The sequence below is a fragment of the Pseudoalteromonas sp. L1 genome (genome assembly GCF_021728095.1).
Classification (GTDB): Bacteria; Pseudomonadota; Gammaproteobacteria; order Enterobacterales; family Alteromonadaceae; genus Pseudoalteromonas.
Window position 1 is genome coordinate 213578 of the sequence record NZ_JAKKCT010000003.1, and the last position, 16171, is coordinate 229748.

A 16171-nucleotide genomic window follows, 5' to 3' on the forward strand; every position below is an offset into this window, starting at 1 on the left:
GCAAGATACTAACTCGACTTGCCCAAAGTTACAAGAGGTTATTGTTATGCCTCGGTTTGTTTGCTCACAGATTCGACAACTTGAGCAATTTTCTGAGCATTATCGAGTACAATTTTCTCTTGCTCAGCTTCGACCATTACACGCACAACGGGTTCAGTGCCTGATTTACGAAGTAATACACGCCCAGTGTTACCAAGTTTTTCTTCAACCTCAGCCACACAGTCAATCACCGCCTGAGCTTGTGTAGGGTCGGTTCCTTGAGGATAACGAACATTAATCATTTTCATTGGGTATTTTGTGAAACCCGCGCCTAGATCTTGTAATGTTTTATTTTGTGCAACCATTGCTGCAAGCACTTGTAAGCTCGAAATAATGCCATCGCCTGTACTAATTAGATCAAGGTTTAATACATGGCCTGAGCTTTCACCACCAATTTTCCACCCTTTCTCTTGTAGTAGCTCCATTACATAGCGGTCACCGACTTTGCTTCTGGCAAAATCAATACCGCGTGATTTAAGCGCATTTTCAAGTCCCATATTAGACATTACGGTACCTACAACACCACCACCAAGCATGTCATCGTTTGCAGCTTGGCAAGCAATAATGTAAACAATGTCATCACCATCAAATACACGACCATTGTGATCAACCATCATGACACGGTCGCCATCACCATCATAGGCAATACCTACATCAGCATTGTGTTCAAGCACTTTGCGTTTAAGTGTTTCAACATGAGTGGCACCACACTCAAGGTTAATATTTACTCCATTCGGCTCGCATGCATGACAAATTACTTCTGCGCCTAGTTCTCGCATCACGGATGGTGCAATGTGGTAGGTAGCACCGTTGGCACAATCGAGCACTATTTTTAACCCTTCAAGTGATAACCCTTGCGGGAATTGGCTCTTACAGAACTCAATATAGCGACCATCGGCCGTTTCTAAGCGGCGTGCTTTTCCGAGTTTATCGGATGCAACACACGTCATTGGCTCATCCATCATAGCTTCAATTTCTAGCTCCACATTATCAGGGAGTTTTAAACCCCGACTAGAAAAGAATTTAATACCATTATCATGATAAGGGTTATGAGAAGCGCTAATAACAATACCCGCTTCAGCACGGAATGTTTGTGTGAGGTATGCAACAGCTGGAGTCGGCATCGGCCCGAGTAAAACCACATCAATACCTGCGGCAATTAAGCCTGCCTCAAGAGACGTTTCTAACATATAGCCTGAGATGCGCGTATCTTTACCAATGATCACTTTTTTAGTGCCAATCTTTGATAAAACTCGTCCTGCAGCCCAGCCTAGTTTTAAAGCAAACTCAGGGGTGATTGGATATTCCCCAACCATACCGCGAACACCATCCGTGCCAAAATATTTTCTTGTTTTACTCATTTAAAAATCCTTTATTACACGCCTGCCAAACGGTTAAGGCATCAACAGTTTCTAATACATCATGAACACGAATGATCTTTGCGCCATTTTGTGCAGCAATAAGTGCGCCGGCTAGGCTACCAGCTAAGCGCTCACTCGTGTCTCTATTTAGTAAATTACCTATCATAGACTTTCGAGATAAGCCCGCCAAAACAGGTAGTTTGAATTGATTAAAATCATCGAATTTGTCGAGGATTTGATAGTTATGTGCCAACGATTTTCCAAATCCAAAACCTGGGTCTAGTATAATTCGCTCTCGCTGAATACCCGCTTGCTCACACGCTTCGATACGCGCAGCAAAAAAGCTATTGATATCAGCAAACAAATCATCGTATTGCGGGGCCATTTGCATTGTGCGAGGCTGACCTTGCATATGCATTAAGCACACTGCCACATCTGGGTACTGAGCAAGCACCTCAATGGCACCAGGCTCTTGAAGAGCTCGCACATCATTTATAATATCTGCACCTGCTTCAATAGCTTGGCGCATTACTTCACTTTTGCTGGTATCAATTGAAATAACACAATCACTGTGTTCACGAAGCGCTTTTACAAGAGGAATAACTCTTGCTAATTCATCTTCTAACGAAACATCTGGTGCGCCAGGACGGGTTGACTCACCACCAATATCAATAATTAAGGCGCCTTGTTCTAATAGTGTATTGGCCTGATTGACAGCGCTGTCTAATTGGCAATAGCTGCCGCCGTCTGAAAATGAATCGGGTGTGACATTTAAAATCCCCATCACAACTGGGGAATCGAGGTGTAAAGTGCGACCTCGTGGTAAGTTAAGAACGGTCATTTATCACCTTTACGGCATGTATAGCAATGGCTAAGATGCATTTGAGTAAACAGTTATACCTATTTCGCTAATAAATATTATTGCAAAGACGGTATCTTAAAATTTGTCTACAAAAAAGCCCCGGCATTCGGGGCTTTTGCTTGTACTATTTTAACGATTATTCCGCTTTATCATCAAGGCTTGTTTCATCCTTTTTGGCTGAATCATCATTTTTCGGCTCTTGTGAGGCTGGCTCAGCCGGCTTTTCTGTACTTTTCTTCTCGTCCGGTCTGCGATCATGCATATCACGAGGTTCGCGAACTGGCTTACGTTCCATAAGATCGTCTATTTGACCTGCATCGATGGTTTCATATTTCATCAATGCATCTTTCATTGCATGTAAGATATCAATATTATCTTTTAAGATTTGTTCAGCACGTTCATAGTTACGGTCAGAGAACAAGCGCACTTCACTATCAATAACTTTTGCCGTTTCATCCGACATGCTCATCGAGCGGCTTCCACCACCACCCATGTACATTTCGTTTTGGTCTTCAGCATAAAGTAATGGACCGAGCTTTTCACTCAAGCCCCACTGAGTCACCATTTTGCGAGCAATGTCAGTAGCACGTTCGATATCGTTACTTGCACCTGTCGTCACTTTATCTTCACCGTATATAAGTGCCTCAGCAATACGACCACCATACAAGCTCGAAATCATTGACTCTAAAAGCTCTTTAGAGTGGCTAACACGGTCTTGCTCAGGTAGGTACATTGTTACACCCAATGCACGACCGCGAGGGATAATAGACACTTTATAAACTGGATCGTGTTCAGGCACCATACGACCAACAATCGCGTGACCCGCTTCATGGTAAGCAGTCATTTCTTTCTCTTGCTCACTCATCACCATGGTCTTGCGTTCAGCGCCCATCATGATTTTGTCTTTGGCGGCATCAAATTCAGCCATACTGACAACACGCTTGTTACCACGCGCTGCATATAATGCTGCTTCGTTTACTAAGTTAGCAAGGTCAGCCCCCGAGAAACCAGGTGTACCGCGTGCAATAACTGCTGCTTCTACGTTGTCACCTAATGGTACTTTGCGCATGTGAACTTTAAGAATTTGCTCACGACCACGAATATCCGGTAAACCAACCACAACTTGACGGTCAAAACGACCAGGACGTAATAATGCAGGGTCGAGTACATCAGGGCGGTTAGTTGCGGCAATAACGATAATACCTTCATTACCTTCAAAGCCGTCCATTTCTACAAGCATTTGGTTAAGTGTTTGCTCACGCTCATCGTGACCACCACCCATGCCAGCGCCACGTTTACGACCTACTGCATCGATTTCATCAATAAAGATGATACAAGGTGCTGCTTTTTTAGCTTGCTCGAACATGTCACGTACACGTGATGCACCCACACCAACGAACATTTCTACGAAATCAGAACCTGAGATTGTGAAAAACGGCACTTTTGCTTCACCTGCAACGGCTTTGGCTAGTAACGTTTTACCTGTACCTGGAGGACCTACCATGAGCACTCCTTTCGGAATGCTACCACCTAATTTTTGGAATTTAGATGGATCACGTAAGAAATCAACAAGCTCAGTAACGTCCTCCTTTGCTTCATCACAGCCAGCAACATCAGCAAAGGTTGTTTTAACTTGGTCTTCGCTCATTAGGCGCGCTTTACTCTTACCGAAAGACATCGCACCTTTACCGCCACCACCTTGCATTTGACGCATGAAGAATATCCACACACCAATTAGCAGCAGCATTGGGAACCAAGAGATTAAAATGCTGGCGAGGAAAGATTGCTCTTCAGGTTTTACACCCTTTACATTCACATTGCTTTTCAAAAGATCATTTAAAATATCTTTATCGTACATCGGCATGATAGTTTGAAAGCGCTCACCATTAGTTTTGGTGCCGGTAATCGTACCTGAACTACTTTCAATAGAAACCTCTTGAATAGCGCCACTACGTGCATCGCTAACAAACTGGGTATAACTTGTTTGGCGATCAGCCTGATCGCCACCATTAAAGCTCTGAAAGACTGACATTAGCACAACTGCAATGACCAGCCAGAGTATTAGATTTTTCGCCATATCGCTCAAGGGGTTAACCTCTTGTATCCAATTAATATAAATTCAACTTAACGCAGCACAACTGTACTACAGTTTGTATCCCGTCGCCACTATATAAACTTCCCGAGAACGGGCACGCGATGCATCAGGCTTTCTGATCTTGACCGCTTTAAAGCTATTACGTACGTCCTGTAAGTATTGATCAAACCCCTCACCTTGGAAAACTTTCACACAAAAAGCACCATTTTTCTTCAAAACTTGGTGACACATATCTAATGCAAGCTCAACTAGATACATGCTTCCTGCCTGATCAACCGATGTATTACCACTCATATTGGGAGCCATGTCAGAAAATACAACATCCACATTTTTCCCATCAATGCGCGTTAATAGCGCATCTAATACCGCTTCTTCTCGAAAGTCACCTTGCAAAAAGTCTACGCCTGCTAACGAATCCATTGGCAAGATATCACAGGCAACAACTTGGCCTTTATCACCCACCTTTTCAGCAAGATACTGTGACCAACTTCCTGGAGCAGCACCTAAATCAACCACGGTCATGGCTGGTTTAATTAATTTATCTTTATTTTGAATTTCATCTAATTTGAATACCGCACGAGAGCGCCAACCTTTCTTCTGCGCTTCGTGAACATAAGGATCGTCAAAATGTTCCTTCAGCCATCGCTTAGAACTAGCTGAATGTTTTTTATTTGCCATAAAATTAATACGTAACTAATTAGTAATATTCTCTAGATGGCGTTAGAATACCCTTAATTCAAGCCATATTCAGCAAAATTTGTAACATCATGAAATTATCGAACAAACAAAAGCAGTTTTTAAAAGGTCAAGCACACAGTTTAAAGCCTGTGGTATTACTTGGCGCAAACGGTTTAACCGAAGGCGTTTTAGTTGAAATTGAAAGCGCTCTAGATATCCACGAGCTTATTAAAGTAAAAGTACCAACGGATGAACGTGAAACAAAAGTATTAATTTTCGATGCAATTGTTCGCGAAACCGGTGCTGTGAAACTTCAAACGATTGGCCATACCATTGTTCTTTACCGTCAAAGTGAAGAGAAAAAGATTCAATTACCTCGCGGTTAAGATTGAAAGCCAATTCTATAAAAAGCCAGCTTGCTGGCTTTTTTAATGCCTAGACGAAATATATAACTAGTTCGATTCACTTTCTCGCGCATATTTCAGTGCGCGATTTATAAATTCTGTTGTTAGCTCATTAATCAGCCCGGTTTCCGCATTAAGCACTAAACTAAAACCAATATTTAAATGTGGAAAAACAACTAAGTCACTGCGGTAGCCTTGTACCCAACCACTATGGTAATAGAGTACTTCACCATCGTAATCATATACTCGCCAACCAAGGCCGTAGTAGGCATCTTTTACATGCCCTCGCCATACGCGACGCCGTGTTTCTTTTTTTGTATGGGTGTATGGTCGCGTTTGTTTTATAAGTGCATCCAGCGGCAATACATCAGGGTACTGGCCTAGCTGCGCATTTAACCAAATAGCCATATCACTAGCGCTGGCATTAACCCCCGCAGCGGCCGCTACCTTGTAGTAATTCTTTTTTAAGCGAGAGGTGTACCAACGCTTTCTTCCTCTTACATGAGGGTGAGCATAATTATTGTCACGCACCATGCCTTCGTAGCCTACGCTCGCATCCGTCATTTTTAATGGTGCAAAAATATATTCAGCTATCCAATGGGCATAGTCCATTTGAGTTGTTTTATAAATAATTGAATCAATGAGACTGAACATAACATTCTGATAACCATAGCACTCACCCGGTTTGCAAATAGGTTCGACAGTTAAAAGCTGTTTAACAATGTCTGGGTAACTCATTCTTGATTCTATTAAATTGTCGTAGGCATTTGGCACTAAACCGCTTGAATGGCTCAGTATATGATAAATTTTTAAATCATCTTTATAGACAGTATTATTGAATTCAGGAATGAACTTACTGATCGGATCATCAATATTGAACTCTCCCTGAGCCGCAAGCTTTGATGTCAATGACCCTGCAAATGTTTTAGAAACTGAAGCCAAGCGAAATCGTGTATGTTTATCTACTTTTCGCCCTTTTGATATTTTAGTTCGACCAATACCTTGGATAAAGTCTTCCTCACCCACTTTAACAATAGCCAAAGAACCACCCGGAATTCCTTTAGCTCTTAATTTTCCTCTTAAATATTTATTGTACTCGCTAACGAAGGGCTGCCAATTTGAGTCACTGCCTGCAGCATGCCCACTGAAAAGAAGGAGAAAAAAAGAAGAAAAAAGAAAGATAATAAAAGTGAGCGTGTACTTCATTCGTTATTGTTTTAGTCTGTTTCGGAAGTTTCTCATTACATAATATCATGAACTTTTGCTTCGACTAACGTACAATACGCACAATATTAACTTTTTTATGGGTAGACTTTTCTTTATGCGCTTACTTGTAGTACTGCTTTTTACAATTATATCAGCTGGTTGCGCCCTAAAACCAGAGCCGGCGCCTTTATTAGCGATGCCAGAAAAACCGTCGCTTAAAAGCCAACGTTTCCAAATTGAGTATAAAACTGAACATGCAGCCCCAAAAGTTAAATCGGTACAACTACCTGCGCATACAGTAAATACAAACCAAACCGTTTCAATTGTTGCTGATAAAACGAGTGTTACAGATACTTTATATGCGCAAATAACAGAAGCATTAAATGAAAAACAATTAAAAGTTGTACAAAATGGACAAGCAGATTACACATTGTCAATCCACCAGCTAGATTTAGAACTTGTTGACGATACCGAATACCAATTAGTGACACCTGAAAAACCATTGCCACTTTTTGATCAAGTAGCAGAGCAATTCCCAACTCAACAATGTGCCACTATTCAAGCACAGGTGAGTATGCGACTAACCCATAAAAAAACAGGCGATGTTGTATGGTTTGCGAAGTCATCTATAGACAGTGCAAGCTTTCACCGTGAGCCACTCATCTATAGCTTTGAGCAACAGCAATTGATCAAGAACGAACTAGAAGTTGCCAGCTTCGTCAATGAGCAAAATACGGAACAAGCGCGTATGTCGCGTATAAACAATACCGATATTGTGATACCTCAATATCAAACAATTTCTCGCATGAGTGCTTTAACAAAAGAACAAGGCCCATGTAATCGTACTGAAATCAGTGCTCTTACGCCTATGATGCAGTATTACCTTACAAGTATCTTAATCGATAAAATTAAAGTTCAATAAAAAGTTGGTGTTTGCACTTAGCAAAAGTGCAAACACCTATCTCTTACTTCTAAGCTACACTTCCCTAACACCTTTACGACTCGACTACACTTTTTTACAGATTTTGGGAACTCCTTAACAATATACTAATTGCGTATATAATGATGACTTCACTTATTTGTAACAAGGACAACACACTTGCAAACCAGCCGCGCCATACTATTTTTTTGCTTATCTTTATTGGCAACATCGACCCATGCAAGCAACCGTTACTACGCTGATAATACGTTAGAACCCAGCCAAGGTTTTGCATGGGATTGGGGAATTGGGGCTGGTTACTATATCGAAGACTCTTATTTAGTCGGTATGGACTCTTACAATGACGGCTTTGAGCCAGACATTCATCTTGCCCTTTCCTACGACCACTTTTACCTTGATTATGATCAAAGCCAATTAAGTGGTGGATTAACTATTGGCTACAGCATAGTTGATAAGTTTGAATGGGGACTGGACCTAGTTGGTACAAATATTCAATCTGGGTTTGATGAAACAGGCTTAGCCTTTTACGAAGAAGATGTAATTGAAGAGCTTGCTGGTATTAAAAGCAGAGATTATGACTTTGATGTTGGACTGCGCCTATCAAGACGTTTTGATAATTCACAGATCTCTTTTGAGTATTTGCATGATATTTCAGGCGCGCACAACGGCTGGGTGATGAACAGTTTCTTTAGTCAAATAATTCCTTGGCGTAATTGGGAGTTTCGTTCGGGTATCGGTTTAAGTGCTTATTCTGAAGACTTTACTAACTATTATTTTGGTATTACTCCCTCTGAAGCCAATTCAAATAGACCTGTATACACCCCAAGCACATCATACAGTCTTATCTTTGAGTTTCATGCTGAGTACCCAATAAACCAAAACTGGGTATTTTTAACTGGCTGGCTATCAACATGGTTTTCTGATGATATTCATCAAAGCCCAATTGTCTCCCAAGAATATCAGCACAAAGCCAAGGTAGGCCTGCGCTATGTTTTTTAAATACTATTTCTTATTAGCGCTCCCTATCGTCAGTGTCAAAGCGCAAGAGCAGCCCAATGAAGAGGCAAGCCTTGTGTCACTGCCTGACACATGTGTTGCCCTGCGTGAAGGACGTAATTGCTATGCCGATGTAGAAGTATCATGGCATCAACCAAAGGGTAATTACTGCTTACGCGACGGTCACACAAAACATATTATGCAGTGTTGGCTTATGCAACAAACTGGCCTTTTTCGCTATCAGTTTGACTCTGCTGAAACGGTCAATTTTGAATTGGTCAATAGTAACAATGGCAAGGTCGTTGATACCACTGAAATACAGGTGCAGTGGGTGTATCAAAATCGTCAAAAGAAACGCCGTTGGCGTCTGTTTTAATTGTTTGGAGTAAAAGATGGAACATTATGGCACTATTCTGCTCGTAGAAGATGATATTTCACTGGCTAAGTGGGTCGCAGAGTACTTAACTGAGCAAGGCTATAAAACGACAATTTGTCAACGTGGCGACCAAGTAATTGAGCAAGTCAGAGCGACACCACCGGACTTAGTTCTATTAGATATCATGCTGCCTGGTCAAGATGGTATTAGTGTGTGCCGAGAGTTGAGGCAGTTTTACCAAGCGCCTATTATTATGCTCACAGCCAGAGACGATGAAATGGACGAAGTAATTGGCCTTGAAGTCGGCGCAAGTGATTACATGATGAAACCTGTACGACCACGAGCACTCTTAGCCCGTATAAAAACGGCCTTACGTGCAAATATTGATAACAAAGAGCCGCGCTTAGAAAATCCAAACATAACTGTTGGCAAACTTACTGTAGATACCGAATCACGCACTGTGTTTCTTGCTGATCAAGAAGTGCATATTTCAAGTGCGGAATACCTATTGCTGCATTATTTGGCAAGCAATGCAGGTCAGGTTGTGTCGCGCGATGCAGTTTTTAAAGCAACAAAAGGCAGAGAATATGATGGCTTAGACAGAAGTGTCGATGTGCTTATTTCGTCACTGCGCAAAAAATTTAATGATGACCCCCAACACCCTGAAAAAATTAAAACCATCTGGGGGCGTGGCTACTTGCTCGTCGCGACAGCGTGGCAATAGATGATATAACGCGTGAAAAAGTTTTATATTTCATTACTGGGCAGTGCACTGCTATCAATAATCATATTGGGCTGGCTAATTGACGCATTTAGCCAGCAAACCCATCAACCGCAAGATACTTTTCATAGCCAAACCCAAATGATTAAAGGGTTTACTAAACAGTTGTCGGTACTGCCTGCGGATAAACGCGCGAATGCAATCAAGCAACTAGAGCAAGATTTCAACGTGCAACTAGAGTATCGCTCAACTCAAGCGTTAGCACTTCCTCACTCTTTGCTCTCACAAATTACAATGCCTACAGGCTTAATACTTGAAGATCAACAAGGATACTACTTACTCTATAGCGAGCAAGCACTTGGCTCATATCATCTTAAAATGCGTTTAGAGAAAGCGCATTTACATGATCAAGGGAATGATGTTCTCCTTACCCTACTCTTCTATGCTGGGTTATGTGTCTTTATGGGCTTTATTATCACTCCACTTGCAAAACGTCTCAGCATCCTTAATGATGCCGCGCAACGCTTCGCCAAAGGTGATTTAACAACCCGCATTAAACCATCTCATTTTACCTATATTAAAGACGTCGAGCTCACCTTCAATCGCATGGCGAATCAAATAGAGAAACTACTTGATGAAAATAAGCTAATGGCTTCGAGTTTATCGCACGACATTAGAACGCCTGTTGCTTGCCTACGCTTCGGTTTAGAAGCCGCACAAGACTGTACTAATGAAGAAAAGCGTCTTGAGTACTTATCACGAATGGAGCAAGATTTAGATCAAATGGAGTCAATGCTAAAAAGTTATCTCGCTTTTGCTACCTTAGAACAAAAAGCAAATAAACTAACCTTTAGCGAATCTGACCTAGAAAATTACTTACTTAGCTTGATTCAACAAGTTCACCCTAAGCTTGAGCAACGTTCATTACGCATCAGTCACGACATAAGACAAGGACATATATGTGCTGACTTAGATTGGTTAGCACGTGCGATTGTAAACCTATTAAGTAATGCCTGTGACTTTGCACGTTCCGAAATAGTTTTATCTGCCTCCTACAACCAAGACTTGGTTACTATTAAAGTAGAAGACGATGGCCCAGGTGTGCATAAAAAAAACTGGGGGAAAATATTCAGTCCGTTCTTTCAAGAACAGAGTCACCGAAATCGTGACGGTGAAAGCTATGGCTTAGGCCTGGCGATTGTTGCAAAAGTGGCTGATTGGCATCATGGCACTGTCAGTGTATCAAAAAGCCAGTCTCTTGGTGGCGCATGCTTTACCCTCAGTATTCAAAATAAAAGCCTTTGAATATGTTTCAATTGTGTTAATTGTTACGTATTGTATTAGCTAATTGAACGAAATATATGCTGGCAGCAGATTCGAGGCGATTACAAGTAAAAATGCCCACTATTAACCCTTTTTATTTAGTGTTAATTCAAGTAGATTGTCAGCGCCGTCACAAATAGAGAAGTAACAACAATATGAGCGCATCACGTGGGGAGTTCAGCTCCCGCTTTGGATTTATTATGGCCGCAGCCGGCTCCGCTGTTGGCTTAGGAAATATTTGGGGTTTCCCTACACAAACAGCAAGTAATGGCGGCGCAGCATTTTTAGTTGCTTACTTAGTCCTTGCATTTTGCCTAGCTTACCCAGCATTAATGGCTGAGCTTGTTATAGGCCGTCATGGCCAAGCCAATGCTGTCAGCTCCCTTAGAAAAGTGACAAACCAGCCATGGCAGAAAAAATTTGCTTTTGTAGTTGGCTTTGGCGGTATTATTTGTGCTGGTTTAATTTTAAGCTTTTATGCCATCGTAGCTGGCTGGATGCTCAGTGCAACATTAGAGCCGGTAGCACAATTAACGGGTCAAGAACCTGCTATCACTTGGTTAAGTGAGCAGTCACTATCAAGAAACCTAATTTTTACAGCTGCGTTTATTATTTTGACCGTTGCTATTATTTCTAAAGGTGTTGAAAACGGCATTGAAAAATGGTCAAAGCGCCTAATGCCTGCCCTATTAGGCATTTTGTTTATGCTTATCATTTACGTGATGACCCAAGATGGCGCAGTTGAAGGTTTAAAAGCCTACTTAGTGCCTGACTTTTCTTCTATTTTAAACCCAGAGTTGTTAGTTAATGCCCTTGGACAAGCATTTTTCTCGTTATCTTTGGGCACCAGTGTGATGATCATCTATGGCTCATACATTAGCAAAAAAGAGAATCTCGTGTCCCTAGGTGCTTATGTTACTTTGATCGATGTGTTTATTGCCTTTGTAGCCGGTTTATTGATTATTCCTGCGATGTATGTTGCACAGGCACAAGGCGTACAGATTTTCTCTGCTGAAGGCGTACTACTGTCTGAAGATACGTTAGTGTTTCAAGTGCTGCCTGCACTTTTCACCAGTATGGGTGATGTGGGTATTTTCGTTGGCTTTGCCTTCTTTGCTTTAATGAGTATTGCAGCGTTAACTTCATCTATTTCAATGCTGGAAGCACCCGTCTCTTATGCAGTTGAGCGCTTTGCTCTAAAACGTGTGCAAGCGACATGGTTAATTGGCGGTATTATTGCCCTTGTCAGCTTTACGATCGTTTTCAACTTAGGCACATTGTTTGGCTTTGTGATCACACTAACCACTAAGATTGGCCAACCAATTTTAGGATTAATGTGTTGTATATTTGTAGGTTGGATTTGGCACCGTGCATCTTTATTAAAAGAAATTCAACAAGGCTGCCCAGAAGCTGAAAATAGCTTCTTCTGGAAAGTGTGGCCATGGTATATCAAATTCATTTGTCCATTGGCCATTGCACTGGTATTTGCAAACTCGCTGTTAAGCTAAGAGGTTACTTGAAGTAGCCCTTTCCTTTGGGCTACTTCAAACACATATCCTGATGTGGAATACCGTCTTCTAAGTAATCATCACCGACATTTTTAAAGCCAAACTGTTGATAAAAGCCCGTTAAATAACATTGAGCACCTATCAAAATAGCTTTCTCTGGCCAGTGTTGCTGACATGTCTCTATAGCGATTTTCACAAGTTTACTTGCCAGTCCTTCTCCCCTAAATTGCTCAGCAACAAGCACACGACCAAACGCACTGAACTGCTCATTTTTGTCATAACACCGAGCGTAGGCAGCCAGTTGCTGCTCTTTAAACACAAAGACATGCTGAGTCAGGTCATGGTTATCAACCTCGTCAATCTCTGGGTAAGCACAGGTTTGCTCTACAACAAACACCTCAACCCGTGCTCGTAAAATTGCGAATAATTCATCTTTACTGAGTTCAGTGTAACTTTTAACAGAAAACATAAGATTCCTTTTGCAAGACAAAAAACCCAGCCGTAGCTGGGTTTAAAGTGTATTAACTCAATTGAGCCCTAAGCGAATAACCGCTCTAATTGGTCACATAATTGCGACAGGTTTACGTGATCGTGCTCTATCGTTAAATCAACATAACCATCCCCTCTAAAAGCACGGTCTAATTCAATTAACACATGCGTTTTATGAGCTTCTGGCACAAATGACAACTCAACTTCTTGTAAACCAAAAAGGCTACGACTATCTGGACGATACTCAAGTTCTTGATAACACCCTGAGTGAGATTGAAACGTAGGTGCACGTAAGTAACCCTTTTCAACATCTGCCTTGACTAGGTTAAAACCTAATTTATCCATTGCGTGCATAAACGTGCTAACAGCATCATTCGGATAAATATGCAATGAGTCACGATCTGTTGGATCAAGCGCCATATCAATATCAAGGCCCGTTTCTAACCAAACATGCGATTGATTATAGCCAGCGTTAATTTCCGTGATTGGGGTCTCTGAATGCAAGCGTGCTTCAAATGGAATATGCTTTTCCTCGCCCGCTGCAATCGTGCCGACATCCGTGATACGCCATTTTTCGATCACATGATTTGTAAAATACTCACCATCTTCACCTTCAACTTTCACACGCGTCATTAATGCTAAGTCTAAGCCAGTAATATCTTGCTCTACATCACCGCCTTTAATAACGATAACTGCATTAAATTTTTGGCCTGGCTGTAAATGCTCTGTTTCCAGTACAGTGTCTACCTTTGCTGCACCAATACCTACTGATGCAAGGATTTTCTTAAACATCTTTTCTCCTTAAGCCGTCTCTTTTCTAATTGGCTTAAATTCCTTTGTTGTTGCATCTTAACCACAATTAAAAGCTAATGTCAGCGAAAAAATGATGCTTTTAGCGCATTAATCAATAAATAGTGCGTAAGTGTTCATTTTTTAGACTCTTTATATTCGATATTGTTTTCCATTAGTGAATATTTCGCTACACTCCTAACAAATGAAGTCAAAAGAAGAATTATGGAACTAATATACTTTGCTACTGCGTTCGTATGCGGCTTTGCTGTCTATCAGTTAAAGCTCCCCCCTTTAATTGGTTTTTTATTAGCAGGATTTGCGCTTAATTTATATGGCTATAAAACCACTGAATTACTCAACACATTAGCGAACTTAGGCGTAACCTTACTGCTATTTAGTATTGGCTTAAAATTAAAAGTTTCTAACCTTATAAAACCACAAGTATGGGCACCTGCATCAATGCATATTGTGTTGAGTAGCACGCTTTTTAGTGGCTTTATGCTGTTACTTGGTGCATTCGCACTTCCTCTTTTTAGCGAACTGACTTGGCAAAGTGCACTCTTGGTTGGTTTTGCGTTTAGCTTTTCAAGTACTGTGTTTGCCGTTAAGGTCCTTGAAGAACGGGGAGAAATGTCTAGTCTACATGGCAAAATTGCAATAGGTATCTTGGTAATGCAGGATATATTCGCAGTTATTTTCTTAGCGATTAGTACAGGTAAAGCACCTAATATTTGGGCATTAGCATTATTGATAGGGCTTCCGGTTCTGCGCCCTATTATGTTTTGGATTTTAAACCGCTCTAAGCATGGTGAACTACTGCCTTTATTTGGCTTTTTCTTTGCGCTGGTTTTAGGGTATCAAGCCTTTGAATTTGCGGGGCTCAAAGGTGATTTAGGTGCACTTATCATCGGGATGATGTTTGCCCCTCACAAAAAAGCAGGTGAGCTATCAAAATCACTACTAAATCTGAAAGATATCTTGCTTGTTGGCTTCTTCCTAAACATAGGTTTGAACGCAGAGCTTACCGCGCATGCTGTATTGGTGGCGATGGTGATTATTTTAGTGTTACCAATTAAAGTTGCGCTCTATTATGTTTTAACTAACGCCTTCAAATTACGTGCACGTACTTCACTGCTTAGCGCATTTAGCCTTGCTAACTATAGTGAGTTTGGTTTAATCGTTTGTGCCGTTGCTGCCAGCAGTAATATGATCACCTCCGAATGGCTCGCGGTTATGGCGATTGCCGTATCAATTACTTTTATTTTGGCATCTCCTTTAAATAAACGCTCTAACGAAATTTATGTAAAGATTGAGCACTGGCTACTTAAATTTGAAAGTAATAGCCGCTTAACCGAAGAGTTACCAGTGAACTTAAACGACACCAAAATTGTTATTTTTGGTATGGGCCGTATTGGTACAGGGGCATACGAAACTATTAGCCAAACACATCCAAATCTCGTTGCTGGCATTGATATTAAACCTGATGTAGTAGATAAGCACATTAAACGAGGGCGCCGCGTTCTTTTAGCTGACGCCACAGACCCTGACTTTTGGCAACGGGTAAACCACTCTCATGTTGGCATGGTTATGCTTGCGATGCCAAAGCACATGCAGAATATTTTTGCCCTAGAGCAGCTAAAAGCATCTGGATACCAAGGCCAAGTAACAGCTATTGCAAATTACCCTGACCAGCAAAAAGAGTTAGAAGATATGGGTGTAGATTCTACCTATAACTTTTATCTAGAAGCGGGTAGCGGCTTTGCCGAGCACGTAAAACAAAAACTTTTCTCATAATGTAAAAAAATAATTCTCAGGGCCTATATTTGGTACTGAGAATTATTTTCATTATATTCAGCGACTTGCTATTGCTATTTTTAGTACGCTCTAATAGCCGTACCTAAAGCAGGTCAAGCTTATTTACAAAGCTTTACATCCAGATTAGCCATCCAATCTAAAAAAAGAGTAAACTCGCTATATGATACTTTGCTAAGTATCTATTTTTAGCACAAAAAAGTTTATTAATTCTGTTTACGATTTCATTTGTGCGACTACTGTTAAGCTAATTGAGGTTGTTTAAGATGAAAGATAAGTTTACCAGTGCGTTAAAAGTAAACGCAGATGATGCTTGTTCGGGGAAACTTATTGACATACAACGTCGACTGGATGAGTTACAGCACGATGGCATGAGCGCAACAGACATTAGAACTGTATTGTTTAATAAAATGCTCGATGTTTATCAAGTGCCAAATGATCACTTTCTTCGAGAGGGTAAAACCCCCGCTCGAATTGATGACCCAAGTATTGTTACTAAATTAAAAGAACTTGGCTTTTCTAAAAAAAGTCGTCACCAATTACATTAAGTTTTTTCGTCATCAACGAAA

General features: G+C 41.1%; 16 protein-coding genes. 9 read left to right on the plus strand and 7 right to left on the minus strand.

Annotation, left to right across the window (positions count from 1 at the left end):
- Window positions 1–44: 44 nt before the first annotated feature.
- The 4 genes from glmM to rlmE all read right to left on the minus strand — a co-directional run bounded on the left by glmM (window position 45) and on the right by rlmE (window position 5035).
- Complete coding sequence (gene glmM, locus L3V38_RS11075) at window positions 45–1400, minus strand: phosphoglucosamine mutase (RefSeq protein ID WP_237119436.1); 1356 nt, start codon at window positions 1398–1400, stop codon at window positions 45–47.
- Window positions 1393–2241, minus strand: a complete 849-nt coding sequence (gene folP / locus L3V38_RS11080) for a dihydropteroate synthase (protein WP_237119437.1) — start codon at window positions 2239–2241, stop codon at window positions 1393–1395. The genes glmM and folP overlap by 8 nt, the downstream gene beginning before the upstream one ends.
- A 157-nt stretch (window positions 2242–2398) precedes the next feature.
- Window positions 2399–4348: an ATP-dependent zinc metalloprotease FtsH gene (ftsH, locus tag L3V38_RS11085; RefSeq protein ID WP_205989553.1), complete on the minus strand. Its 1950-nt coding sequence runs from the start codon at window positions 4346–4348 to the stop codon at window positions 2399–2401.
- 57 nt (window positions 4349–4405) lie between these two features.
- Window positions 4406–5035, minus strand: a complete 630-nt coding sequence (rlmE, locus tag L3V38_RS11090) for a 23S rRNA (uridine(2552)-2'-O)-methyltransferase RlmE (RefSeq protein ID WP_062570569.1) — start codon at window positions 5033–5035, stop codon at window positions 4406–4408.
- 89 nt (window positions 5036–5124) lie between these two features.
- Between rlmE and yhbY the strand changes: the two genes are divergently transcribed.
- On the plus strand, window positions 5125–5421 hold the full coding sequence (gene yhbY / locus L3V38_RS11095) for a ribosome assembly RNA-binding protein YhbY (RefSeq protein WP_062570568.1): 297 nt from the start codon (window positions 5125–5127) through the stop codon (window positions 5419–5421).
- Between the two features lie 66 nt (window positions 5422–5487).
- Here the strand turns inward: yhbY and L3V38_RS11100 are convergent, their stop codons facing one another.
- Window positions 5488–6645 (minus strand): serine hydrolase domain-containing protein, encoded by a 1158-nt coding sequence (locus tag L3V38_RS11100; RefSeq protein ID WP_237119438.1) that lies wholly within the window; start codon window positions 6643–6645, stop codon window positions 5488–5490.
- 115 nt (window positions 6646–6760) lie between these two features.
- On the opposite strand from L3V38_RS11100, the gene L3V38_RS11105 reads away from it, so the two are divergent.
- From L3V38_RS11105 to L3V38_RS11130, 6 genes are all read left to right on the plus strand, one after another.
- The gene (locus tag L3V38_RS11105; RefSeq protein ID WP_130151284.1) at window positions 6761–7567 is read left to right on the plus strand and encodes a hypothetical protein; all 807 of its coding nucleotides are present in this window, start codon (window positions 6761–6763) and stop codon (window positions 7565–7567) included.
- Window positions 7568–7744: 177 nt separating this feature from the next.
- Window positions 7745–8584, plus strand: coding sequence for a MipA/OmpV family protein (locus L3V38_RS11110; protein ID WP_237119439.1), 840 nt, complete (start codon window positions 7745–7747; stop codon window positions 8582–8584).
- Window positions 8574–8957 (plus strand): DUF3019 domain-containing protein, encoded by a 384-nt coding sequence (locus L3V38_RS11115; protein WP_130151282.1) that lies wholly within the window; start codon window positions 8574–8576, stop codon window positions 8955–8957. The genes L3V38_RS11110 and L3V38_RS11115 overlap by 11 nt, the downstream gene beginning before the upstream one ends.
- 16 nt (window positions 8958–8973) lie before the next feature.
- The gene (locus L3V38_RS11120) at window positions 8974–9681 is read left to right on the plus strand and encodes a response regulator transcription factor (RefSeq protein WP_237119440.1); all 708 of its coding nucleotides are present in this window, start codon (window positions 8974–8976) and stop codon (window positions 9679–9681) included.
- A 12-nt stretch (window positions 9682–9693) separates the two neighbouring features.
- A complete protein-coding gene (locus L3V38_RS11125; protein ID WP_237119441.1) occupies window positions 9694–10983 on the plus strand; it encodes an ATP-binding protein in 1290 nt (429 codons plus the stop codon).
- Window positions 10984–11156: 173 nt separating this feature from the next.
- On the plus strand, window positions 11157–12509 hold the full coding sequence (locus L3V38_RS11130; protein ID WP_237119442.1) for a sodium-dependent transporter: 1353 nt from the start codon (window positions 11157–11159) through the stop codon (window positions 12507–12509).
- 31 nt (window positions 12510–12540) lie between these two features.
- On the opposite strand, the gene L3V38_RS11135 is transcribed toward L3V38_RS11130, so the two are convergent.
- On the minus strand, window positions 12541–12978 hold the full coding sequence (locus tag L3V38_RS11135; protein WP_237119443.1) for a GNAT family N-acetyltransferase: 438 nt from the start codon (window positions 12976–12978) through the stop codon (window positions 12541–12543).
- A gap of 68 nt (window positions 12979–13046) precedes the next feature.
- Window positions 13047–13790 (minus strand): sporulation protein, encoded by a 744-nt coding sequence (locus tag L3V38_RS11140; RefSeq protein WP_130151277.1) that lies wholly within the window; start codon window positions 13788–13790, stop codon window positions 13047–13049.
- Between the two features lie 222 nt (window positions 13791–14012).
- Between L3V38_RS11140 and L3V38_RS11145 the strand changes: the two genes are divergently transcribed.
- Window positions 14013–15584: a cation:proton antiporter family protein gene (locus L3V38_RS11145; protein WP_237119444.1), complete on the plus strand. Its 1572-nt coding sequence runs from the start codon at window positions 14013–14015 to the stop codon at window positions 15582–15584.
- 284 nt (window positions 15585–15868) lie between these two features.
- On the plus strand, window positions 15869–16150 hold the full coding sequence (locus L3V38_RS11150; RefSeq protein WP_130151275.1) for a hypothetical protein: 282 nt from the start codon (window positions 15869–15871) through the stop codon (window positions 16148–16150).
- Window positions 16151–16171 lie beyond the last annotated feature (21 nt).

Bases quoted from the DNA above. Each gene is read 5' to 3' on its own strand.
- glmM (WP_237119436.1), bottom strand. From the start codon at position 1,400: ATGAGTAAAACAAGAAAATATTTTGGCACGGATGGTGTTCGCGGTATG.
- folP (WP_237119437.1), bottom strand. From the start codon at position 2,241: ATGACCGTTCTTAACTTACCACGAGGTCGCACTTTACACCTCGATTCC.
- rlmE (WP_062570569.1), bottom strand. From the start codon at position 5,035: ATGGCAAATAAAAAACATTCAGCTAGTTCTAAGCGATGGCTGAAGGAA.
- yhbY (WP_062570568.1), top strand. From the start codon at position 5,125: ATGAAATTATCGAACAAACAAAAGCAGTTTTTAAAAGGTCAAGCACAC.
- L3V38_RS11100 (WP_237119438.1), bottom strand. From the start codon at position 6,645: ATGAAGTACACGCTCACTTTTATTATCTTTCTTTTTTCTTCTTTTTTT.
- L3V38_RS11105 (WP_130151284.1), top strand. From the start codon at position 6,761: ATGCGCTTACTTGTAGTACTGCTTTTTACAATTATATCAGCTGGTTGC.
- L3V38_RS11115 (WP_130151282.1), top strand. From the start codon at position 8,574: ATGTTTTTTAAATACTATTTCTTATTAGCGCTCCCTATCGTCAGTGTC.
- L3V38_RS11120 (WP_237119440.1), top strand. From the start codon at position 8,974: ATGGAACATTATGGCACTATTCTGCTCGTAGAAGATGATATTTCACTG.
- L3V38_RS11130 (WP_237119442.1), top strand. From the start codon at position 11,157: ATGAGCGCATCACGTGGGGAGTTCAGCTCCCGCTTTGGATTTATTATG.
- L3V38_RS11135 (WP_237119443.1), bottom strand. From the start codon at position 12,978: ATGTTTTCTGTTAAAAGTTACACTGAACTCAGTAAAGATGAATTATTC.
- L3V38_RS11140 (WP_130151277.1), bottom strand. From the start codon at position 13,790: ATGTTTAAGAAAATCCTTGCATCAGTAGGTATTGGTGCAGCAAAGGTA.
- L3V38_RS11145 (WP_237119444.1), top strand. From the start codon at position 14,013: ATGGAACTAATATACTTTGCTACTGCGTTCGTATGCGGCTTTGCTGTC.
- L3V38_RS11150 (WP_130151275.1), top strand. From the start codon at position 15,869: ATGAAAGATAAGTTTACCAGTGCGTTAAAAGTAAACGCAGATGATGCT.